19 protein-coding genes are annotated in these 21,519 nt (G+C 71.6%); 6 read left to right on the top strand and 13 right to left on the bottom strand.

All coding sequences use genetic code 11. The annotated features are described in order from the left end of the window. Positions 1-7: 7 nt before the first annotated feature. The 4 genes from K4G59_RS05150 to K4G59_RS05165 are packed head-to-tail and all read left to right on the top strand — an operon-like array spanning position 8 to position 4,005. Positions 8-1,921, top strand: a complete 1,914-nt coding sequence (locus K4G59_RS05150; protein ID WP_231249790.1) for a DUF7657 domain-containing protein — start codon at positions 8-10, stop codon at positions 1,919-1,921. A 10-nt stretch (positions 1,922-1,931) separates the two neighbouring features. Continuing rightward, positions 1,932-2,747, top strand: coding sequence for a glycosyltransferase family 2 protein (locus tag K4G59_RS05155; protein ID WP_231249792.1), 816 nt, complete (start codon positions 1,932-1,934; stop codon positions 2,745-2,747). Beyond that, positions 2,744-3,118: a DUF2304 domain-containing protein gene (locus tag K4G59_RS05160; RefSeq protein WP_231249794.1), complete on the top strand. Its 375-nt coding sequence runs from the start codon at positions 2,744-2,746 to the stop codon at positions 3,116-3,118. Before K4G59_RS05155 ends, K4G59_RS05160 begins: the two co-directional genes overlap by 4 nt. After that, positions 3,115-4,005, top strand: a complete 891-nt coding sequence (locus K4G59_RS05165) for a glycosyltransferase family 2 protein (protein WP_231249795.1) — start codon at positions 3,115-3,117, stop codon at positions 4,003-4,005. Before K4G59_RS05160 ends, K4G59_RS05165 begins: the two co-directional genes overlap by 4 nt. Here the strand turns inward: K4G59_RS05165 and K4G59_RS05170 are convergent. Together K4G59_RS05170 and K4G59_RS05175 are read right to left on the bottom strand one after the other, a co-directional pair. Continuing rightward, on the bottom strand, positions 3,995-4,771 hold the full coding sequence (locus K4G59_RS05170; RefSeq protein ID WP_231249797.1) for a glycosyltransferase: 777 nt from the start codon (positions 4,769-4,771) through the stop codon (positions 3,995-3,997). The genes K4G59_RS05165 and K4G59_RS05170 overlap by 11 nt on opposite strands. Continuing rightward, entirely contained in the window at positions 4,758-6,053 is a 1,296-nt protein-coding gene (locus K4G59_RS05175; protein ID WP_231249799.1) for a hypothetical protein, read from the bottom strand. The genes K4G59_RS05170 and K4G59_RS05175 overlap by 14 nt, the downstream gene beginning before the upstream one ends. Positions 6,054-6,075: 22 nt before the next feature. On the opposite strand from K4G59_RS05175, the gene K4G59_RS05180 reads away from it, so the two are divergent. Together K4G59_RS05180 and K4G59_RS05185 are read left to right on the top strand one after the other, a co-directional pair. After that, entirely contained in the window at positions 6,076-6,948 is an 873-nt protein-coding gene (locus K4G59_RS05180; RefSeq protein ID WP_231249801.1) for a glycosyltransferase, read from the top strand. A 28-nt stretch (positions 6,949-6,976) separates the two neighbouring features. Continuing rightward, positions 6,977-8,047 (top strand): acyltransferase family protein, encoded by a 1,071-nt coding sequence (locus K4G59_RS05185; protein WP_231249802.1) that lies wholly within the window; start codon positions 6,977-6,979, stop codon positions 8,045-8,047. 19 nt (positions 8,048-8,066) lie between these two features. Here the strand turns inward: K4G59_RS05185 and K4G59_RS05190 are convergent, their stop codons facing one another. The 11 genes from K4G59_RS05190 to K4G59_RS05240 form a co-directional block, all read right to left on the bottom strand. Further along, the gene (locus tag K4G59_RS05190; RefSeq protein ID WP_231249804.1) at positions 8,067-8,759 is read right to left on the bottom strand and encodes a class I SAM-dependent methyltransferase; all 693 of its coding nucleotides are present in this window, start codon (positions 8,757-8,759) and stop codon (positions 8,067-8,069) included. Between the two features lie 31 nt (positions 8,760-8,790). Further along, on the bottom strand, positions 8,791-10,452 hold the full coding sequence (locus K4G59_RS05195) for a glycosyltransferase family 2 protein (protein ID WP_231249806.1): 1,662 nt from the start codon (positions 10,450-10,452) through the stop codon (positions 8,791-8,793). Further along, positions 10,449-11,534 carry a class I SAM-dependent methyltransferase gene (locus K4G59_RS05200; protein WP_231249807.1) on the bottom strand — a complete coding sequence of 362 codons (1,086 nt, stop codon included), beginning with the start codon at positions 11,532-11,534 and terminating at the stop codon, positions 10,449-10,451. Before K4G59_RS05200 ends, K4G59_RS05195 begins: the two co-directional genes overlap by 4 nt. A 108-nt stretch (positions 11,535-11,642) precedes the next feature. Beyond that, positions 11,643-12,698 carry a glycosyltransferase domain-containing protein gene (locus tag K4G59_RS05205; RefSeq protein ID WP_231249809.1) on the bottom strand — a complete coding sequence of 352 codons (1,056 nt, stop codon included), beginning with the start codon at positions 12,696-12,698 and terminating at the stop codon, positions 11,643-11,645. After that, positions 12,695-13,441: an FkbM family methyltransferase gene (locus tag K4G59_RS05210; RefSeq protein ID WP_231249810.1), complete on the bottom strand. Its 747-nt coding sequence runs from the start codon at positions 13,439-13,441 to the stop codon at positions 12,695-12,697. Before K4G59_RS05210 ends, K4G59_RS05205 begins: the two co-directional genes overlap by 4 nt. 75 nt (positions 13,442-13,516) lie before the next feature. Further along, positions 13,517-15,490 carry a TIGR03960 family B12-binding radical SAM protein gene (locus K4G59_RS05215; protein WP_231249812.1) on the bottom strand — a complete coding sequence of 658 codons (1,974 nt, stop codon included), beginning with the start codon at positions 15,488-15,490 and terminating at the stop codon, positions 13,517-13,519. A gap of 117 nt (positions 15,491-15,607) precedes the next feature. Beyond that, positions 15,608-16,810, bottom strand: a complete 1,203-nt coding sequence (gene rodA / locus K4G59_RS05220; protein ID WP_231249814.1) for a rod shape-determining protein RodA — start codon at positions 16,808-16,810, stop codon at positions 15,608-15,610. A 15-nt stretch (positions 16,811-16,825) separates the two neighbouring features. Beyond that, on the bottom strand, positions 16,826-18,940 hold the full coding sequence (gene mrdA / locus K4G59_RS05225) for a penicillin-binding protein 2 (protein ID WP_231249815.1): 2,115 nt from the start codon (positions 18,938-18,940) through the stop codon (positions 16,826-16,828). Next, positions 18,937-19,449 (bottom strand): rod shape-determining protein MreD, encoded by a 513-nt coding sequence (gene mreD, locus K4G59_RS05230; RefSeq protein WP_231249817.1) that lies wholly within the window; start codon positions 19,447-19,449, stop codon positions 18,937-18,939. The genes mrdA and mreD overlap by 4 nt, the downstream gene beginning before the upstream one ends. Further along, entirely contained in the window at positions 19,446-20,384 is a 939-nt protein-coding gene (mreC, locus tag K4G59_RS05235) for a rod shape-determining protein MreC (protein ID WP_231249819.1), read from the bottom strand. Before mreC ends, mreD begins: the two co-directional genes overlap by 4 nt. Then, a complete protein-coding gene (locus tag K4G59_RS05240; protein ID WP_231249820.1) occupies positions 20,384-21,427 on the bottom strand; it encodes a rod shape-determining protein in 1,044 nt (347 codons plus the stop codon). Before K4G59_RS05240 ends, mreC begins: the two co-directional genes overlap by 1 nt. Between the last annotated feature and the right edge of the window lie 92 nt (positions 21,428-21,519).

Consider the following 21,519-nt stretch of genomic DNA (forward strand, 5'->3'; position numbering starts at 1 on the left):
GCGTCCTGTGCGCGACAGATTGCGCGAGGCGCGCTGGTCCGTCATCGTCCCCGTCCTGGTCTACCTCGCCCTGGCGCTGACGGGGGCGAGCTACTCCAGCATCGGGATCGACCAGCTGAGGGAGAAGCCTGGCGAGCCCTCCGGGGTGATGCTGGGCACGCCCCTCAGCGAGCGGTCCGACGAGTGGGCGACATCGACGCCCGGCCTGCTGCGCGTCATGACGACCGGTTCGACCGACGACCTGAATCCGCTCACGGCCGACGAGCAGTTCCTCAACCAGCTGCCCAGCGGGCCGGTCAGCACAGTCGTCCTCCTCGACCGCTGGGCCCTGCAGCTCGGCCCGTGGCTGCCCGACCATGTCCTCTACTCCGCCACGCTGTGGCTGCCGATGTTGCTCCTCACGCTGAGCGTGCCTGCCTGGTTCCGCCGGATCACCGCGAGCTCGCGCGTGGGCTGGTTCGCGGTCGCCCTGCTGGTCCTCTCCCCCCTCGCGGCATGGTGGTCCTTCGGCCCGATCGCGACTCTCGGTCCGCTCTTCGTCGGTTGCACGGCGCTGATGAAAGCGCAGGCGGCCGCCGTCGACCGGCGTACGGTGCCCGCGATCGTCTGGGGGGCGCTGTCGACCCTCTTCCTGGCCCGCACGCTGTACGCCTACCCGCCGTGGAGCGTGGTGCTCGACACGGCCGTGCTCGCCACGACGGTCGCCTTCCTTCTCGTCCCGCGGGTCGGACGCGGACGGACCATCGCCGTCGTGGGCGCCACCGGAGTCGCGACGGTGGCGGCCATCGGAGCGGTCGTGCTGGAGAACCGCGCCACCCTGACCGTCCTGGCCGAGACCGTCTACCCCGGCCTGCGGCGCTCCGACGGCACCCCCAGTGCGCTCCCGGAGATCTTCGCCGCGCCCGTGCTCGGTGTGCTGAGCGACCACCCGGTGATCGCCGCCTCCAACGCCAGCGAGACCTCCGCGTCCTTCGGCGTCACCCTCGTCTGGGTGGCCATCCTCGCCGCGGCCGCGTGGCGACCGGCCCCGCGAGAGCACCGAGTGGCGATCTTCGTGCTCGGCGCGATGACGGCGGTGTGGTTCGCCTGGTCCACCCTCGCCCTCGGGTCGTTGGCGTCCTCGATCCCGCTGCTCAACCAGGTCCCGCAGGCTCGTGCCGCGGACGTCGTGGGCATGCTCGGCGTGCTCCTGCTCTGCTTGGTGCTGCCCCTGCTGCCGGACCTCGGAGCCCGTCGGGCCGCGGTGGCGTCGGCCCTGGCGACCGGCGCGACGACGGCGTACGCCGGCTCCCTCCTGCGCCTCGCCAGCATCCCGACGCTCACGCTCACCGAGATCTACGTGTCGTCGACTGTCGTGGCCCTTGCGGTCCTCGCGATCACCCTGCGTCCGCGCAGGCCCTACGGCTACGTCGTCGCGGTCGCCGGCGCAGCGCTCCTGGTGTGGAACGTGAACCCGATCCTGTTCGGCCTGGCCGACCTGCGCGGGAGCGCGGCAGCCGACCAGCTCCTCGAGGACGCCCCGACCATCAGGGACGACGGTGGGCTGTGGGCCAGCGACGCCTACGCGGTGGACAGCCTGCTCGCCTCGTCCGGCGTCCCGAGCCTCTCGGGTCGCCAGCTGGCGGGGCCGGAGCGCGACGCCTGGACCGAGCTCGCCCCGGACGCCGACGAGTCGATCTGGAACCGCGGCGGCGCGTTCGTGTGGTTCCAGTGGCAGGACAAGCCCGGGATCGCGATGGAGAACCCGGGCCCGGACGTGATCCTGGTGCGCGCGTCACCGTGCACGCTCGCCGAGCGCGTCCCGGCGCTCCGGACCATCGTCTCCGCGCGCGACCTCGACATGCAGTGCCTCGAGGAGGTCCGCCGCTTCGACTGGGGCGGAGCCTCGCGCATCGTCTACGACATCAAGGACGGGAGCTAGCATGCCTGCCATGCCCGACCACCCGCGGTCAGGACTCAGGGTCCTGGTCATCGTGCCGGCGTGGAACGAGGAGGCATCGGTCGGGGGGACGGTCCGCGAGATCGCCGGGTCCAACCCCGACGCGGACATCCTCGTGATCGACGACGGCTCCGGCGACCGCACCGCCGCCGTCGCCGAGGAGGCCGGCGCGCTGGTGGCCCGGCTGCCGTTCAACCTGGGCGTGGGCGGCGCGATGCGCGCCGGCTACCGGTTCGCGCTGCGCAACGGCTACGACGTGGCCGTGCAGATCGACGCCGACGGCCAGCACGACCCCCGCTACCTCCGCACCCTGATCGAGCGGCTCGACGGCGCCGACATCGTCATCGGCGCCCGGTTCGCCACCCACGACGATCCCTACAAGGTCCGTGGCCCGCGGCGATGGGCGATGATCCTGCTCGCCCGCGTGCTCTCCCGGCTGGCCCGGACCCGCCTCACGGACGTGACGTCCGGCTTCCGCGTCAGCAACCGTCGCGCGATCACGCTCTTCGCCCGGCACTATCCGGCCGAGTACCTCGGCGACACCGTCGAGTCCCTGGTGATCGGCGCCCGGGCCGGCTGCGTGATCACCCAGGAAGCAGTGGTGATGCGCCCGCGGATGGCCGGACGTGCGTCCCACTCCCCTGTCAAGGCCGCGATCTACCTGCTGCGCGCCGTGTTCGCGCTCGGCCTCGCGCTGGTCCGCGACTGGCCGGCCCAGCTCGACGACGCCGGCGCCCCGCCGGCCAAGCTGATCCGCACCGAGCCACGCACCGAGCCCCAGACCCACACCGAGGAGGTGGAGCGATGAGCGGCGTCAGCATCCTGGGAGTCGTCGGGTCCGTCGTCATCCTGCTGTCGCTCTTCGAGATGCTGCGGCGGCACCGCTTGCGGGAGAAGTACGCACTGATCTGGGGGATCGTCGCGCTCGGCGCCCTCACCGTCGCAGCATTCCCCGGGCTGCTGTCCTGGGCGACGACCGTGCTCGGCCTCCAGGTGCCGGCCAACCTGCTGTTCTTCGTGGCCTCGCTGGTGATCATGATGCTCACGCTCCAGCACAGCTCGGAGCTGGGCCGGCTGGAGGAGCGCACCCGTACGCTCGCCGAGGACGTCGCCCTGCTGCAGGTCGAGCTCGAGCGCCGTTCGTCGGTCGAGAAGGACCAGGGCGGAGACGCAGCGTGACGGACACCCTCGAGGTGCTCGTCCCGTTCTGGGGTGACCCGGAGCTGCTGTACGCCACCGTCGAGAGCGTCAAGGCCCAGACGGACCCCCGGTGGACGATGACCATCGTCGACGACTGCTATCCCGACGCCTCGGCGGCCCGCCACTTCGCCCGGGAGGACGACGACCGGATCACCTACGTCCGCAACGACACCAACCTCGGCATCGCCGGCAACTTCGAGCGGTGCCGGCAGCTGGCGACGGGCGACCTGGTCGTCTTCCTGGGCTGCGACGACCTCCTGCACACGTCGTTCGTCGCTCGCGCCCGCGCGCTGATGGCCGAGCACCCCGACGCGGCGTTCCTGCAGATGGGGGTCCGGGTGATCGACGAGTCCGGTGAGGACGTGCTGCCCCTGGGCGATCGCATCAAGCGCGTGCTCCGACCGCGTCCCGGACCGACCCGGGTGATGAGCGGCGAGGATCTCGCCGTGAGCCTGCTCCGCGGGAACTGGCTCTACTGGCCCTCCCTCGTCTTCCGGCGGTCCCGCCTGCCTGAGAGCGGTTTCCGCCAGGACCTCCCGATCATCCTCGACCTGGCGCTCGTCATGGACGTCGTGCGAGCGGGCGGCTCGCTGGTCGTGGACTCGCACGAGGCCTTCTCCTACCGGCGGCACACCGCGAGCCTGTCGTCCTCCAGCGCCCTCGACGGCACCCGCTTCGCCGACGACCGGCGCTACTTCCGCGAGATCAGTGAGCAGCTCGCCACCGACGGCTGGACGCGGGCGGCACGCGCGGCCCGACGCCGATGGGTCTCGCGACTGCACGGTCTGGCCCTCGTCCCGGACGCACTGCGCAGCTCCGGACGTTCACGGTCGATGCGCCTGTTGTGGACGCACCTCACCCGCTGAGTCGTACGCCCCTGCGGCGCACGCGCGCGGAGATCTCCACGAGGCAGCGCACCAACATCCATCGCGACCGGAGTGCGGGCAGGACTCCTCGCGGCCTGCTCGGCGAGGTGTTGGTCTCGTGGAGGCGCCGCCAGACCACCACGTCCTCCACGTGGGTCATGCTGCCCCGCACGTTGCCGACCAGTGCCAGCCAGAGGTCGTGCGACTCGTGCAGGAACGGCGGGAACGGCACGGCCGTGTCGAGCGCTGCTCGGCGGATGCCCATCGCGCAGCCGAAGTAGGGCCGCATCCCGGCCATCACTCCCGCGACGTTGCGCACGCGCCTGGAGGAGTCGTCCGAGCGCAACTCCCAGCCCTGCGCGCCGAACGGCGAGTGCAGGGACTCCCCCGTGCCAAGCAGGGCGAGGTTGCCCGCCACCACGTCGGTTCGTGCCAGCGCCGCCACCAAGGCGTCCACCCGGCCCGGGGGCCACACATCGTCCTGGTCGGCGAGCAGCAACAGGTCGTGACGACAGGCCAGGAGCGCAGCCTCGAACGTCGCGACGTAGCCCCGGTTGACCGGCGACTCGAGCAGGCGCAAACGGTCGTCGGCGACCGAGCGGACGACGCTGACGGTGTCGTCGGTGGACGCGTCGTCGATGATGACGAGCTCGTCGTCGGTGCGGAGCTGGGCGAGGATGCTGTCCAGCTGCTCGGCGACCCACGCCGAGCCGTTGAAGGTGGCCATCGCCACCGAGACAGCCGGGCGCGGATCAGGCGTCGGCATGCACGCGTCCCTCCTCAGGGGCCCGACGGGCGGCGATGCCCCGGGCGAGGGAGACGACGTGGAGGGCGAGACCGGCGCTCGGGCCCACCAGCAGCGCCAGGACGCTGCGCTCCTCGAGCGAGCCGGGGAGCAGCAGCAGGGCCAGCGTGGTGAGGGTGCCCGTCAGCCAGCCTCCGACGAACATCGCGTGCTGGTTCGTGGCCTGGCACGTGGCACCGGTGACCGTCAGGAGAGCCAGCAGCGTCGCCGACAGCGTGAGCAGTGCGAGCACCCAGCCGTCGACGCGGTAGTCGGCGCCGAAGATCGTCGCCATCAGCCACGGACCGATGGCCCACGCCAGCAGGCTCCCGGCGACGCCGACCGCCGTGATCGCCGTCGCCACCACGAGCAGCGCGCGGCCGAAGCGCCGACCAGCGTGCACGAGGTAGGAGACAGCGACGCCCTGGGCTGCGTTGAGGGGAATCAGGAGCGGGGCGCGGGTCAGCGATATCGCGAGGATCAACGGCGCCGCGCCCCGGTAGTCGGCGGGCGCGGTCGTCGACGCGAGCATGACGGGGAAGCCCACGACCACGGCTGCCGCCGAGGCCTGCGCGAGCATCGACTGGGCGATGCGCCAGGACAGCTGACGACCCGAGCAGTCGGTCGGCGTGCTCATCGCCCGACGTACGGTCGGAGCCACGGCCAGGACCAGCACCACCGCGAGGGCCGATGCCGTCGACCCGACCAGGATGCCGAGCAGCCCGGCCCCGGCGACGGCGGCGACCCCTGTCAGCGCGAGCCGCATGGACGCCTCGGCGCCGATCACGGTCGCGCAGCCCGACCACTGGCGGCGTCCGGAGAGAGCGCCGACGGCCGTGGAGTGGAACGTGTAGCCCAGGACCCCCACCCCCAGCAGCAGCGCCAGGGGCCAGGCGTCGTCGAGGGTCGCTCCCGGCCCCAGCAGGCGGCGGTGCCCGGCCAGGAAGAACACGACCACGGCCACCGAGCAGGCGAGGGACGCGATGACGGCCACCCGCCACAGGCTCGGGCCGACCGCACGCCGGTCACGCAGGGCCGCAGCCGAGGTGCGTGTGACCTCGGTGGCGAGGCCCGAGAGCAGGCCGTAGGCGAAGAACAGGACGGAGAGCACCGTGAGGAAGACGGTGGCGTCCGCGGTGCTGAGCGTGCGGGCCACCACCGCCATGACGGCGTAGCTGACTGCGGCCGAGCCACCGGCGGCAACGCCCACGAGGAGGGCTGCTCGCCCTCGTTCCTGGGCAGCCCCCACGTCCTCGTGTTCCATCGCCGCCTAGTCTAGTCGGGACATGACCTCCTCCTTCCGCGCGGCTGCTGTGATCACCGCCTACCGGCCTGGTCCCTCGCTCCCGGAAGCCGTGCGGTCGGTCCTCGACCAGGTGCACCACGTCGTCGTCGTCGACGACGGGTCCCCGTCCGGGAGCGAGCTGGTCGACGAGTGCGAGGCACTCGGCGCCGCCGTCGTGCGTCACGGGGTCAACCGCGGGATCGGCGCGGCGCTCAACACGGGGATCGGGGCCGCCAGGAGCGGCGACCGCACCCTGACCCACGTGTTGACCATGGACCAGGACTCCGCGCTCCCGGACGGCTACGTGCAGGCGCTCGCGCGCGCCGAGCGCGCCGCCTCGCGGGCGGGCATCCGCGTGGGCATGACGTCGCCGGGCGACATCGCCACGGTACGACGTGGCCGAACACACGGGCACGCGGACTTCGCGGCCGGCGGCGAGCCCATCCAGTCAGGACTCCTGCTGCCGGTGGCGACCCTCGACGCGGTCGGCGCCTTCGACGAGTCCCTCGTCATCGACGGCGTGGACACCGACTACTGGCTACGGGCGATCGACGCCGGCTTCGAGGCGGTCGTGGCGCCCGGCGCCTCACTGGACCACCGGCTCGGCCAGCCGGTCGTGCTGGCCAACGGTCGCCAGCTCCCCTTCGTGGTCGCGAGCCAGTTCCGCTACCACTACCAGTGGCGCAACCTGGTCCTGCTGGTGCGGCGCCACGGCCGGCGTCATCCCAGGTGGGCGGCGGGAGCCGTGGTCCGTGCCGCGCGCCACCTCGCGATCGTGACGGCGGTGGCACCGGGCCGCAGGGGGCGCCTCCGGGAGGCCTTTGCCGGCCTGCGCGCGGGCATCCGCGGCGAGACCGGTGGCCCTCGCGGCTGAGGTCCGCCCGGTTGCTACCCTCCTGCGCATGCCGGGGGTCTCTGACAGGTTTCACTCGTCGGGGGTGGTCCTCGGCGATCGGCTCGGCGACCGTGACAACAACTTCGACGTGCTCCGACTCCTCGCTGCGTGGGCGGTGCTGGTCTCGCACTCCTACGCCCTGGTCGGCCTGCGGGAGCCGCTCCACCAGCTCGACACGAGCCTGGGCCACGTCGGAGTGCTGATCTTCTTCGCAGTGAGCGGTCTGCTGATCCGGCGCAGCTGGGAGCTCGACCCCTCACCACGGGACTTCTGGATCAAGCGCGGCTTGCGCCTCCTCCCGGGCCTGGCCGTCGTCGCACTCGTGACGGCGTTCGTGCTCGGTCCCCTCGTCACCCGCGTGTCGCTGGTCACCTACTTCTCCGCTGGCGAGACATGGATCTACCCCCTGCGGATCGTGGTCCTCCTCCCCTTCGGCGCCGACCTTCCGGGCGTGTTCGACGAGTCGATCTACGGCGACTCGGTCAACGGCCCGCTGTGGAGCCTCCCGGTCGAGGTGTTCGCCTACCTGCTGCTCTTCCTGATGGGCGTGGTCGGCCTGCTCAGGAGCCGCGCCGCGGTCACCGCGCTGGCCGTCGCCGGCCTCGCCTGGGCGGCTGTGTGGGTCACCGTCACGTCGCCCGCCCTGGGCGCGGTGTCCGTGCTGGCCGCCTTCGCGCTCGCCGCTGCGACGTACGACTGGCGCGACCGGCTCGTCCTCTCACACCCGGTCGCCGCGGCAGCCTTCGCGGCGTGCGTGCTGGCCGGGTTCGGCCCCGAGTGGCTGTCGGTGGTCGTCTGGACCGTGGGCGCCGTCTACCTGTCGTTCTGGTTCGCCTACGCCCTGCCGCCGGTCGGTCGCGGGCTCACTCGCTTCGGTGACGCCTCGTACGGCCTCTACATCTGGGCGTTCCCGGTTCAGCAGACGATCGTGCAGGTGCTGGGCGGCGACATCCACCCGTGGCTCCTCGTGGTGGTGGCCACGCCGATCGTGTGGCTGCTCGCCATCGCCTCGTGGCGCCTGGTCGAGCGACGGGCGCTCGCCAGGAAGCCGCGACCGAGACCCGTACCGGCAACCTGACCCGAGAGGCCGGGGCTACCTAGTCGACTGGGCGCGCCCGGAACGCGAACGCCATGTAGGACAGGTCGCCGATGACCTTCGCGACCATCTTGGAGGTACGGGGGAACCGCGCGTTTCCCATCGCGACCACCGGGAAGAACGTGTCGACCTGGAAGCCGGACGAGGTGAACAGGTCGTGCGCGCTGGACCGGGTGAAGAAGCGCAGGTGCGTGCGGTCGAGCAGGCCGGCGTCGACGTAGTCGAAGCGGCCCCGGAAGGTGAGGTCCACCAGGAACGGGAGGTGGCGCACGTTGGGCAGCTCGCCCACGATGCAGCCGTCCGGCGAGAGGCGGTCCCGGGTCGCTCGCAGGGCAGCCCACGGGTCGACCATGTGCTCGAGGACGTGGTTGAAGCTGACGCAGTCGAACGTGCCGGGCACCTGGTCGAGCACGTCGGGGTAGAACCCGTTCGCGACGCCGGTCAGCCGCTGGGCCGCAGCCTGGGCGTCGAGGTCGTGTGGCTCGATGCCCCAGACCTCACGACCCGGCCGCCTGGCCAGGACCCCGGCGCCGAACGTGCCGTCGTTGCACCCCACGTCGAGCACCCGCTGCGCAGTGGCCGGCACGAGGTCGGCGACGTGGCTGCGCGCCTCGGACCAGTAGGGCGAGTCCGTGCCCACGAATGCTTCGGTCACACCCCTGGTCGGGTCGGGGTCCCCCGGTCGATCCTGCATGTCACGACCATAGTGGGTGGCCGCCGGCCTCTCAGGATGCCTTGCCGGCCTTGCCGCGTCTGGCGCCACGCTTCGCGGGGCCGGCGTCCGCGAGCTGCATCTCGAGCAGGCGGTGCGGGTCGAGCATCGGGGCGGCGACCTCGGCCGGCGTGTAAGGGTCCTTGTCGGGGATCCCCCACCGGCGTACGACGAAGTGCCGCTCCCACGACTGGACGGTGCCGTCACGCGTCTGCGACTCGAAGTGGAACAGCTCGCAGTTGGCCACCCACACGGTGCGGTAGCCCTGGTGGGCGACCTTGTAGCAGAAGTCGACGTCGTTGAAGTTGGACGGCAGCGCCTCGGTGAACCCGCCGATGCCCAGGAAGACCTCGCGGCGGATCGCCGCGCACGCCGCCGTGACGCCGCTGACCTCGCGGTTGACGATCAGCTCGCCGAACGGGCCGGAGTCCTCGCGGGTGCGGAAGCGGAACGGGTGGTGGTAGTGCTTGCCCCAGTAGCCGTGGCCGGCGTGCTGGATCGAGCTGTCGCTGAAGTAGAGCTTCGCTCCCGTCAGGCCGACGTCGGGCTCGTCGAGCGGACCGACGAGGTTCTCCAGCCAGCGCTCGCTGATCACCTCGACGTCGTCGTTGAGGAACACCAGCCGCTCGCCGGTCGCCCTCAGGGCACCGACGTTGCACTTCTCGGAGAAGTTGAAGGGCCTGGTGAACTCCTCGAGCACGAGCTTGTCGCCGGCGGTCTCGCGCAGGCGCTCGAGCACCTCCGGGGGCGTGGGCGTGTCGTGGACGACGACGATCTCGACGTTGTCGTGGTCGGTCTTCGCCAGCGCGGTCCGCACCGTCTCCTCGACGAGGACCCGACGCTCGCCGAAGACCAGCGCCGAGCCACCGAGCGTCGGGATGATGATCGAGACCTTGACCTCGGGGTCGAGCTCGCGCTCGATGACGTAGCGACCGGCCTCGCGGCCCTGCTCGACGCGGCCCCGGATGCCGAGCCGGTCGAGCTGGTCCTGCACAGCCCGCTGCCCGGCGATCGTGGCGTAGGGCTTCGCATCGATGTCGGCGGCGGCCGAGCCGGCGATGGCGCGCCAGTGGTAGAGCACCTGCGGCACGTGGACCACGCGGCGTGCCCGCTCGCTCACGCGCAGGGCGAGGTCGTGGTCCTGGGAGCCGTCGTAGCCCTCGCGGAAGGCACCCACCTCGCGCACCAGCGACGTGCGCATCACCGACAGGTGGGAGGTGTACATCTGGCCCCGCAGGCGCTCCGGCGACCAGCGCGGCTTGCGGAACTCCGAGTGCAGGCTGCCGTCCTCGTCAGCCTTGTCCTCGTCGGAGTAGAGGTAGTCGACGTCGTCGTAGAACCCGATGTGGCGCGCCATCGCCTTCAGGGCGTTGACGGCCAACAGGTCGTCGTGGTCCACGAACGCGAGGAACTCGCCCCGGGCCGCCTCCACGCCGTCGTTGGACGCCTTGACGATGTGCCCGTTCTCCGAGCGCTCGACCAGACGCACCCGAGGGTCCGTCGCAGCCTGCTCCCGGATGAAGTCGCGCACCTGCGGCGACGGGGACGCGTCGTCGACCAGGATCCACTCCCAGTCGGTGTGCTCCTGCGCCAGGACCGAGGCGAAGGTCTCCTCGAACACCGCCAGCGGAGGCTCGTAGACGGGCGTGACGATCGAGAAGAGTGGTGCGCTCATCGGCCGGACGCCCGCAGCCGGCGGACCACACGGCGGGTGAGCGAGGGCGGCGCAGCGCTGGCCTCGAGCTCGCGTACGCGGCGGGCCAGCGCGGCGTTGCGCGCCTGCGCGGTCTCGAGCTTGGCCCGAAGGCCCGTGATGCGCCTGGCCTGGGCCGTCTTGCGCGCGGTCAGCCTCTTCTCCCGACCACTGAGGCGGCGCAGCATGCCGTTGAGCTGGAGGATCTGGTCGTTCTGGCGCCCGATCTCCGCCTCGATCCCCACCACGTGGTCGCGCTGGACCAGCTGGGCCTGGCGCGCCTCGAGCACCTCACGCTCGAACTCCTTGACCTGCTCGGCCATCACGGTCTGCGCGTCCGTGCCCTCGCGCAGCTCGGAGATGTTGCGGTGCGCGGCCAGCAGGGCGGACCTCTTCTCGAGCACCTCGGCGTTCAGCGACGCCAGGTGCGTCTCGTAGGCCTGCACCACGTCGCGCACGGACCGGTCGGCGCGCTCGAAGAGCACCGCCCACGGCGACAGGAAGCTCAGGTCGACGTCGGTGCGGCGGTGGAAGCCGCGCTCGGCGAACCAGGCGGCCCATACAGCGGTCGGCTTGGTGTTGACGTGCGTGGGCTCGTCATGGTCCGCAGGACTGGAGGAGAAGAGCACGCGGTCGGTCACCGCGGCCACCCGGTCGATCGCCGCCTGGGCGTCCTGCGGCCCCATGTGCTCGATCATCTCGATCATGCTGACGAGGTCGTAGTGGCCCTCGATCGGCTCGGTGGCCGAGGCCACCCACAGGTGCTCGCGGACGTCCTCGTGCGCTGCCTCGACCGCGTGCTGGGAGATGTCGAAGCCGCGCGCGTCGACCCCCTTCTCGCGCAGCGCCTGGACCAGCAGCCCCTTGGCGCACCCGACGTCGAGAACCCGCCCCTGTCCCGCGACGGCGACGATGCGATCGGCGATGAGCTGGAAGAACCCACGCCACTGCTCGTTGTCCCAGGTGTAGTTGTCGTAGCCACCCAGGTGGGCGTCGTTGTAGTAGCAGCTGCCGTAGTCGGAGGCCACAGTCCCGCCGCCGGAGCCCTGCTGATCGTCACCCATGAGATTCCTGTTCCTGCCGCCTGGCCCCCGGGCCGGACACGCGATCGGTTCGGCGAAGGAGGCTACCGCAGGTTTCTCCGGAGACCTCCACGACGTCGCGCTGGGACCTCAGCCGCGGCCGCCGCCCCTCACCCGGGCGACCACCTTGTCCAGGCTCGAGCGGCGCTCGCGCTCGAGCATCTCCGTGAGACGGCGCGACCGGCGCTTGGACCGGCGTACCCGGCGCTTGAGCCTCGAGACCCGTGCCTCCGCTGCGGCAAGGTCACTGTGCGCGAGGTTGCGCTCGTGGCGGACACGGTCCAGCTCCTCCCGGGAGGCTGCGGCGTGGGCGCGCGCCGCATCCAGCTCGGCGGTGAGCGAGACGATCACCTCCTCGCGGTGGGCAACGGCAACCTGCATGGCGTGCGTGGTCTGGCCGAGCTGCTCCTCGAGCGCACCGATCCTGCCTGCGGGCGGGCGCAGCAGGTCGCGCAGTCCGGTGCCCTGCCGCTGCTCGTCCCGCCCGGTCGCTCGGGGCCACTCGTGCCACGGCGACTCGTGCGAGTCGACCGGCAGCGAGCGCAGGCGTACGTCATGGGCCCTCATGGCCGGCACGAACGAGAGCTGGTCACGCCGCGAGTGGCGCAGCACCTGCTCCCACCACGTCTGCATCGCGGCTTCGGTGACGGGCGTACGCCGGCGAGCGAGCATGCCGGTCCAGTGCGGGTTCTCCTCGAGGACGCCGCTGCCGTCCATGAGGAGGTGCGCCACCTGCTCGTAGACCCGTGCGAAGTCGTCCAGCCCGCCGTCGATGACAGCCTCGGCCTCGGCGAGCACGGAGGTGCGGTAGGAGTGGAGCGGGGCAGCGACGTCGGCGTCCGACAACCAGTCGTCGAACAGGTCGTCGGGAGCCTTGCCGAGGGCGACGGTGTTGTCGACCCACAGCGTCTCGTCGTAGTCGTCGAGGACCGGATGTCCGACGATCTTCAGCGCCCGGGCGCTGCGGGTGGCGTCCCGCGGGAGCCGCCGTTCCACGAGGACGACCTCCCAGGTGTCGCTGGTCAGGTGGGGGTCGTCGGTGAAGCAGATGAACGGCAGGTCCGAGTCGCGGGCGACCTCCTCCTCGCGCAGCTGCTCGTAGCCGCCGACGAGCGCCCGGTAGACAGCGCGCCTGGGGCCGCTCACGGCGCGTGCCGCTTCGTCAGCACGACGTCCTGGCCGTGCAGCCAACCGCCGCTGAGCAGCTCATCGACACGTCGCGCACTGACGGGCGGGATGGTCACCAGCTCCCCGACTCTGTGGTCGAGCGCACGCATCGTGTACTCCTCGGCCAGGTAGGCCTTCTCGAAGCCGTCCATGTGCAGCACCTCCACCAGTATCGCCCACGGGGCCGCACGCTGCCGGAGCGACTGCGCGCCGGCAAGCACGTCGAACTCAGCCCCCTCGACGTCCACCTTGACGCACACCTTCTCGGACTCACCCACCGACAGCTCGGAGTCCAGCGTGCGGACGGGGACGTCGAACGTCTCGATATCGTGTGCGGCATCGGTGCGGTGGGACGCGGCGATCCCTGACCGGCCCGACCACTCGGTGTCGACCGCGAAGGTGGCCTCCGACTCCGCCGCCCCGAGCGCCGCCTCGTGGAGGTCCACCGCGAGCCCCGACTCGTCGAGCGAGCGCCGCAGGTGGGGCAGCACCCGCGGGTTGGGCTCGAAACCGATCAGTCGGGCGCCGGGAGGCAGCTGCGCCCCGAGGAGCATCTCCCCGTAGTTCACCCCCACGTCCACCACGACGTCCCAGTCGTCGAGCTCGAGGGTCCGGTCCCAGATCGCGAGCGTCCCCCGGTTGAAGGCGCCGGCGGAGCGCACGAGCTCTGCGCCACGCCCGTCGGACGGGTCGACGTAGATCCGGTGTCCCGTCGCGGACACGACATGGGCTGGTTCGGTGTACTGCGGGAGCACTGCCCCTCCTCGATGTCAGCGGACGACCGACCAACCGCAGCCTCAGACGACCGAGAGCGGCAGCAGCGTCTGGCCCGTGGGGCCGACCTGGATCTCCGTGCCCATCTCCGGGCAGACCCCGCAGTCGTAGCACGGGGTCCAGCGGCAGTCCTCGATCTCGATGTCGGCGCCGTCGGCGGCCGCGAGGGCGTCCTCCCAGTCACCCCACAGCCAGTCCTTGTCGAGGCCCGAGTCGAGGTGCTCCCAGGGCAGCACCTCGTCGTAGTCGCGCTCACGGGTGGTGTACCAGTCGACGTCGACGCCCGTGCCGGCGAGACCGCGTCCGGCGGCCTCCATCCAGCGGTCGTAGGAGAAGTGCTCGCTCCAGCCGTCGAAGCGTCCGCCGTCGCGCCAGACCTCCTCGATGACCCGCCCGACGCGGCGGTCGCCGCGCGAGAGCAGCCCCTCGACGATGCCGGGCTTGCCGTCGTGGTAGCGGAAGCCGATCGCGCGGGCGAACAACTTGTCGTCCCGCACGGTGTCGCGCAGCTTCTTCAGCCGCGCGTCGGTCGCCTCGTGGTCGAGCTGGGCCGCCCACTGGAACGGCGTGTGGGGCTTGGGAACGAAGCCGCCGATCGAGACGGTGCAGCGGATGTCGTTGCGGCCCGAGACCTCGCGGCCGGTGGCGATCACCCGCTTGGCGAGCTCGGCGACCTGCAGCACGTCCTCGTCGGTCTCGGTGGGCAGTCCCACCATGAAGTAGAGCTTCACCTGGCGCCAGCCGTGGGAGTACGCCGCCGCGACCGTGCGGATCAGGTCCTCCTCGCTGACCATCTTGTTGATGACCTTGCGCATCCGCTCCGAGCCGCCCTCGGGCGCGAACGTCAGGCCCGAGCGACGACCGTTGCGGGAGAACTCGTTGGCGAGGGTGATGTTGAAGGCGTCGACGCGCGTGCTGGGCAGCGAGAGGGAGACGTTGGTGCCCTCGTAGCGGTCGGCGAGGCCCTTGGCGACCTCCCCGATCTCGGTGTGGTCGGCGCTGGACAGCGACAGCAGGCCGACCTCCTCGAAGCCGGACTTGCGGATGCCGTTCTCGACCATCGCGCCGATGGTCTCGATGGAGCGCTCGCGCACCGGGCGGGTGATCATGCCGGCCTGGCAGAAGCGGCAGCCGCGGGTGCAGCCGCGGAAGATCTCCACCGAGAAGCGCTCGTGCACCGTCTCGGCGAGCGGCACGAGCGGGTTGGCCGGGTAGGGCCACTGGTCGAGGTCCATCAGGGTGTGCTTGCGCACCCGGAACGGGATGCCCGGGCGGTTGGGCACGACGGCCTCGATCGAGCCGTCGGCGGCGTAGGCGACGTCGTAGAAGCGCGGGACGTAGATGTTGCCGGTGACAGCGAGGCGGCGCAGAAGCTCCTCGCGTCCGCCGGGACGGTCCTCGGCCTTCCACTCGCGCACCACGTCGGAGATGGCGAGCACGACCTCCTCGCCGTCACCGAGCACCGCGGCGTCGACGAAGTCGGCGATCGGCTCGGGGTTGAAGGCGGCGTGGCCGCCGGCGATGACGACGGGGTGGTCCTCGGTCCGGTCGGCGGCGTGCAGCGGGATGCCGGCGAGGTCGAGGGCGTTGAGCATGTTGGTGTAGCCGAGCTCGGTGGAGAAGCTCAGGCCGAAGAGGTCGAAGGCACCGACGGGGCGGTGGCCGTCCACGGTGAACTGCGGGATCGGGCCCTGCTCGTCGCCGGTGCGCATCACCTGCTCCATGTCGGGCCACACCGAGTAGGTGCGCTCGGCGAGGATCCAGTCGCGCTCGTTGAGCACCTCGTAGAGGATCTGCACGCCCTGGTTCGGCAGACCGACCTCGTAGGCGTCGGGGTACATCAGCGCCCACCGCACGGTGGGGCCGCCCGTCTCGGAGCTGGCGGCGCAGTCCCAGTCCTTGACGACGGAGTTGAGCTCGCCGCCGACGTACTGGATGGGCTTCTGCACCGACGGCAGCTTGCCCTCCAGGCGCGGGAAGACCGACGCGACTGACATGCTCGGGAACACCTCGATCGGGGATGGGGAACAGGGGAAGCAGGGCGCGGGCGCCGCGGCCGGACGGCGCGACGCCTCAGTCGTCAAGGGTACGTCGCCGCGCCCGGCGCGGCCTACTCAGCGGGGTGCGGGGAGCAGGCGGGTGGGCACCGCGCCGGACGAGCGCAGGTGGATGTTCTGCAGCAGCCCGAGGGCGAGCATGCCGGCGAAGAGCGAGCTGCCGCCGTAGGACACGAACGGAAGCGGCACGCCCGTGACCGGCATGATGCCCAGGCACATGCCGATGTTCTGGAAGCCCTGGAAGCCCCACCAGCAGGCGATGCCGGCTGCGGCCACCCGGCCGAAGAGGTCACCGGCCTGGGCGGAGATCGCGAGCGCGCGCCAGATGACGACGGCCAGCAGCAGGATCAGGATGCCCGCACCGACGAGGCCCAGCTCCTCGCCGGCCACGGTGAAGATGAAGTCGGTGTGCTGCTCGGGCACGAAGCCCGACCGGGTCTGCGATCCGTCGAAGAGCCCCTGTCCGAACAGGCCACCGTTGCCCACGGCGATGCGGGCCTGCTCGGTGTTGTAGCCGGCGCCCCGCGGGTCGAGCGTCGGGTCGGTGAAGGCCAGGAAGCGGTCGACCTGGTAGGGCTTGAGCACCCCCATCGAGACCGCGGCGACCGCTCCTGCTGCCCCGGCCAGGGTGAGCCCGACCAGCCAGCGCCGTGAGGCACCGGCGACCGCGAGGACCCCGAAGACGGTCGCGGTGAGCACGAGCATGGTGCCGAGGTCGGGCTGGAGCAGGATGAGGACGGCCGGGATGCCGGCGATGGCGAGCATCGCCACCACCTCGAGGCTGCCCACCCCGCGACCCCAGCGACGCTCGGTGCGCTCGGCGACGACGAGCGCCATGCCGATGACCACGGCGAGCTTGGCGAACTCCGAGGGCTGGATCGACATGCCGCCGACCTGGAGCCACGAGCGCGAGCCGTTGATGGTCGACCCGGCGACCAGCACCATCACGAGGCCGGCCACGCTGGCGACGTACGCCAGGGGCGCGAGGATGCGCACCCAGCGGTGGTCGGTGGCCACGACGGCCACCATCAGCACCAGCCCGATCGCGACATTGACCAGCTGCTTGCGCAGGTAGGCGTCGGGGTCGCCCCCGGTGAGGTCAGCGCGCGTGGTGGTCGCCGACCAGACGAGCAGCGTGCCGACGGTGACCAGTGCCAGCGCGGCACCCAGCAACAGCCAGTCGAGGCCGGGAGCCCGTGTGCCCGCGGACGGGCCCGGGCGCGCAGGACGCGCGGCGGGACGGTTGCTGAGGACGGTCACGGTGTCACTCCCCTCTCACGGCTTCACGGCCGGCGGCATGATCGAGCCGTCCTCGAGGAACTGCGGCAGCCGGGCGGGCGGAACGGTTCCGGGGGTGGCGGCGCGGGCGGGCCGCACGGTCTCGCCCTCGATGCCGTAGAGCGCCTCCCAGATCGCCCGGATCCCCTCGCCGGTGGAGCCCGACCCGGTGCCGCCCTGGCTGATCATCATCACCACGACGTAGTCCTCGGAGTAGGACGCCACCCAGCCGGTCGACTGCTTGCCGTAGACCTCCGCGGAGCCGGTCTTGGCGCGGATGGTGACCTCGTCAATGGGGAAGCCGCCCAGCTTCCACGCCATCGTGCCGACCCGCGAGACGTTCTCGAGCGCGCTGTCGATGTAGTCGAGGTACTTCTTCGGGACGTCCACGCGGCCGGACCTGCGCGGCGCGATGCGGCGCAGCACCTCGCCCTCGGGGCTGACGATCGCCTTGGCGACGGTCGGTTCCCAGAGGACGCCGCCGTTGCTGAGTGCGCCGTAGGCGCGGGCGAGCTGGAGCGGGGTGACGATCGTGTCGCCCTGGCCGATGGAGAAGTTGACCGCGTCGCCGGCGCGGTAGAGGTTGCCCTCGAGGCAGAACTCCCGGGCGAACCTGTAGACGAAGTCGCTGGTGTCGTCGGTCTGCGGCTTCTCGCTCAGCTCGCAGTAGTAGTCCTTCTGGGACTCGTAGTAGTCCTGCTTCCAGCGGCGGTCCGCGATGCGACCGGGCGCCTCTCCGGGCAGGTCGATCCCGGTGCGGGCGCCGAACCCGAACTCCTGGGCCTCCTCCACGAGCGGGTCGCGCGCGCCGATGTCGGCGGGGTCGCTGCCGTAGCGCTGCCAGAAGTCGTAGCCGATGCGGTAGAAGAACGTGTTGCAGGAGACCTCGAGCGCCTTGGCGAAGCCGATGTTGCCGTAGGCGCCGGACTCGTAGTTCTTGAAGACCCGGTTGCCGACCTGGAAGCCCGAGGAGCACGGAAGTGTGGTGTCCATCGCGTAGCCGTTGGTCAGCGCGCCGGCGGTCATGAACGGCTTCCAGGTCGAGCCGGGGGCGAACTGGCCCTGCGTGACGCGCGAGAGCAGCGGGGTGCCGGCGTCCTCGGAGTAGAGGCGGGCGAGCTCGGACTCGCTGATGCCGCCGGTCCACACGTCGGGGTCGTACGTCGGCTGGCTGGCCATGGCGATGACCCGGCCGGTCTTCGCGTCGAGGACCACCGCGGCGCCGGAGTCCGCGGCGAACTTGCGCCCGGTCACGGAGTCGAGCTGGGTGCGCTGGAAGGCGATCCGCGCCGCGAGCTGACGCTCCACGACCGACTGCACCTTGGCGTCGATCGAGGTGACGAGGGTGTCGCCGGGGGTGCTCTCGATGAGCGAGTCGTCGCCCAGCACCCGGCCCATCGAGTCGACGGCGACGCGGCGGTAGCCCGGCAGCCCGCGCAACCACTCGTCGTACTGCTTCTCGACACCCGCCCGGCCGACGACGGAGGCGCCGTTGAGCGAGCGGTCGTCACGCTCGGCGGCGAGGTCGTACTCGTCCTCGGTGACGGGGCTGAGGTAGCCCAGGACGTGGGCGAGGTTGATGCCGAAGGGGCGCGGGTAGGACCGCACGCTCTGCTGCTCGGCCAGGACGCCGGGGTAGTCCTCGGGCTGCTCGAGCACCCGCAGCGCCACGTCCTTGGAGACGTCGGTGGCGACGGGGACCGGTTGGTAGGGCGAGCCGTTCCAGCACACCTCGGGGACGCTGCCGGGGTCGCCGCACGTGACCAGGCTCGCCTCCACGTCGGCGGGGTCGGTCTCCACGGCGACGGCCACGCGGCGCACCAGCTCGGTGCGCTGGCGCTCCTCGAGCTTGCCGAGCAGGGTCCGGTCGACCGAGATCACCCACGAGGTCCGGTTGGCCACGAGCGGGCGGCCCTGGCTGTCGACGATGAGCCCGCGCTGCGGCTGGACGACGATGTCGCGCACGGACTGGTCGGCCGCCTGGGCCTGGTAGGACTCGCCGCCGATGACCTGGAGGTAGTAGAGCCGGACGAAGAGCGTGGCGAACAGCGAGAAGGCCAGCACCTGCACCACGACCAGGCGCAGCCGGCTGCGCTGGCTGGACGGGCTCACGCGGTCGCCCACTGCGGACCGAGGCGGGCGAAGAGCCTCATCAGCGGCGGCAGCACGAAGGGCGTGAGCAGCACGTCCCACACGAGGGCGACCAGCACGACCTCGAGCAGGCCCGCGACCGACATCGCCGGGTCGTCGAGCAGGATCCCGGACAGGGCGAAGATCGAGGTGGCCGCGAAGGACGCGGCGGCGACGGTGCCCACCACGGCGAGCGCGTTGGGGCGTACGTCCTGGCGCACCCGCGCGGCGAGGAAGGCCGCGATCGTCAGGGCCAGCGCCCACCGCCCGGCCACGTGGTCGGCCGGCGGGGCGAGGTCGAGCACGAGGCCGGCGGTGAAGCCGAGGACCAGCGCGAACGGCGCCTCGACGGTCAGCGCCGCCGCGACGACGACCAGCAGGCAGAGGTTGGGCACGATCCCGTGCCACGCCAGGTGCGGGAAGAGGGAGACCTGCACGACGAGGGCGAGGAGCACCGCGCCGAGCGCGGCGAGCCAACGGAGCTGAGTCATCGCAGGCTCCCGTCGGCCTCGATGACGGCGCGGTCGCTCCCGGAGCCGCTGGGCACCATCACGCCCACCACGTCGAGGGCGGAGAAGTCGACGAACGGCTCGACGACCGCGCGCTGGGAGGCCTCGCGCAGCGAGCTGTAGACGTCGGTGATCGTGCCGATCGGGACGCCGGGCGCGTAGGGGCCGGTGGCGCTCCCCCACGTCACGACCGTGTCGCCGCGGGCCGGGACGGAGGCGTCGTCGACCAGGCGCAGGTCGAGCCCGGTCTCCTGGTCGAGCGAGCCGCTGCCGGTGACGAAGCCGATCTCCATGCTCGAGCCGACGCGGCCGCCGACCGTGGAGTCGGGGTCGATGACCAGGAGCACGGTCGCGGTGCTGCGGGTCACCCGGAGCACGCGACCGACGAGGCCGTCGTCGTTGACGACCGTCATGTCCGGGCCGAGCCCGGCGGCCGAGCCGGCGTCGATGGTGACGGTGAGGCTCTGCGACTGGCGCGGACCCATCGCCACCACGCGCGCCGGGACGAGGGCCGAGCCCAGGTCGGCGGCGGCGGCGGTGAGGCCGTCGTACTGCTCGAGGCGGTTGCGGTCGAAGCCGGCCAGCTCGACCCGGCCGCGCAGCTCGGCGTTGCTGGCCTCCAGCTCGCGCACCTCCTCGGCGAGGTCGCCCTTGCTGCGGAACCAGTCCGGCACCGCGGTGAAGGGGCGTACGGCCGTGGCCGCGGCGGACTCGGCGGGGCCGAGTGCCTCCCCGACCACGCGGCGAGCCGGCTCCAGCGGCGAGTCGCCACCACCCGAGACGTCGAGCGTGATGAGCGTGACGCTGGCCAGCACGAGGGCCACCAGCAGTGAGCGCGGCGCGCGGTTGCGCGACTCGAGCCGGTCGAGGCCCTTCCAGCGACGCTCCCGGCCCTCGTGTCCCCCCCAGGCACCCATCAGAAGCGCCTCGGGTCCGACACGAGCACCTGCTGGAGCGCCTCGAACTCCTCGACGCACTTGCCGGCGCCGTAGGCGACCGAGGAGAGCGGGTCCTCGGCGACGTGGACGGGCATGCCGGTCTCGTGGCGCAGCCGCTCGTCGAGGCCGCGGAGCATCGCACCACCGCCGGTGAGCACGATCCCGCGGTCCATGATGTCGCCGGCCAGCTCGGGCGGCGTCTGGTCGAGGGTGGCGCGGACGGCGTCGATGATGTTGTGCAGGGGCTCCTCGAGCGCCTGTCGCAGCTCGGAGCTGGAGACGACCACGGTGCGCGGCAGGCCGGAGACCATGTCGCGGCCACGGATCTCGGCGTCCGGCTCGGTGGGGAGCGGGAAGGCCGATCCGAGGGTCATCTTCATCTCCTCGGCGGTGCGCTCCCCGAGCATCAGGGAGTACTCCTTCTTCATCCACGCGATGATCGCCTGGTCGAGGTCGTCGCCGGCGGTGCGCACCGACAGGCTGGTGACGATGCCGCCGAGGCTGATCACGGCCACCTCGGTGGTGCCGCCGCCGACGTCGACGACCATGTTGCCGGTCGCCTCGTGGACGGGCAGGCCGGCGCCGATCGCGGCGGCCATCGGCTCCTCGACGATGTAGACCTTGCGGGCGCCGGCCTGGTAGCCGGCCTCCTTGACCGCGCGCTGCTCGACGGCGGTGATGCCGCTGGGCACGCAGATGACCATGCGGGGCTTGGCGAAGTAGCGGCGACGGTGCACCTGGTGGATGAAGTAGCGCAGCATCTGCTCGGTCGCCTCGAAGTCGGCGATGACGCCGTCCTTGAGGGGGCGGATGGCGGCGATGTTGTCGGGGGTGCGCCCGATCATCCGCTTGGCCTCGTGGCCGACGGCGAGGACCTCGCCGGTGGTGGTGTTCATCGCGACCACCGAGGGCTCGTCGAGCACGATGCCCTTGCCCCGGACGTAGACCAGCGTGTTGGCCGTGCCGAGGTCGACGGCCATGTCGCGGCCGATGAGGCCGCCGGTCCTGCTGTTCAGTGCCATGCCGCTGTGCCCTCGGGTCGGTCGTGCCGGGAAGAGGGGTCAGCAGCCCTCCCGCCGACCCTGACTCAGGTTAAGGAGCAGGCAGGCGGCAA

The organism is Nocardioides furvisabuli (genome assembly GCF_021083185.1).
Lineage (GTDB): Bacteria > Actinomycetota > Actinomycetes > Propionibacteriales > Nocardioidaceae > Nocardioides > Nocardioides furvisabuli.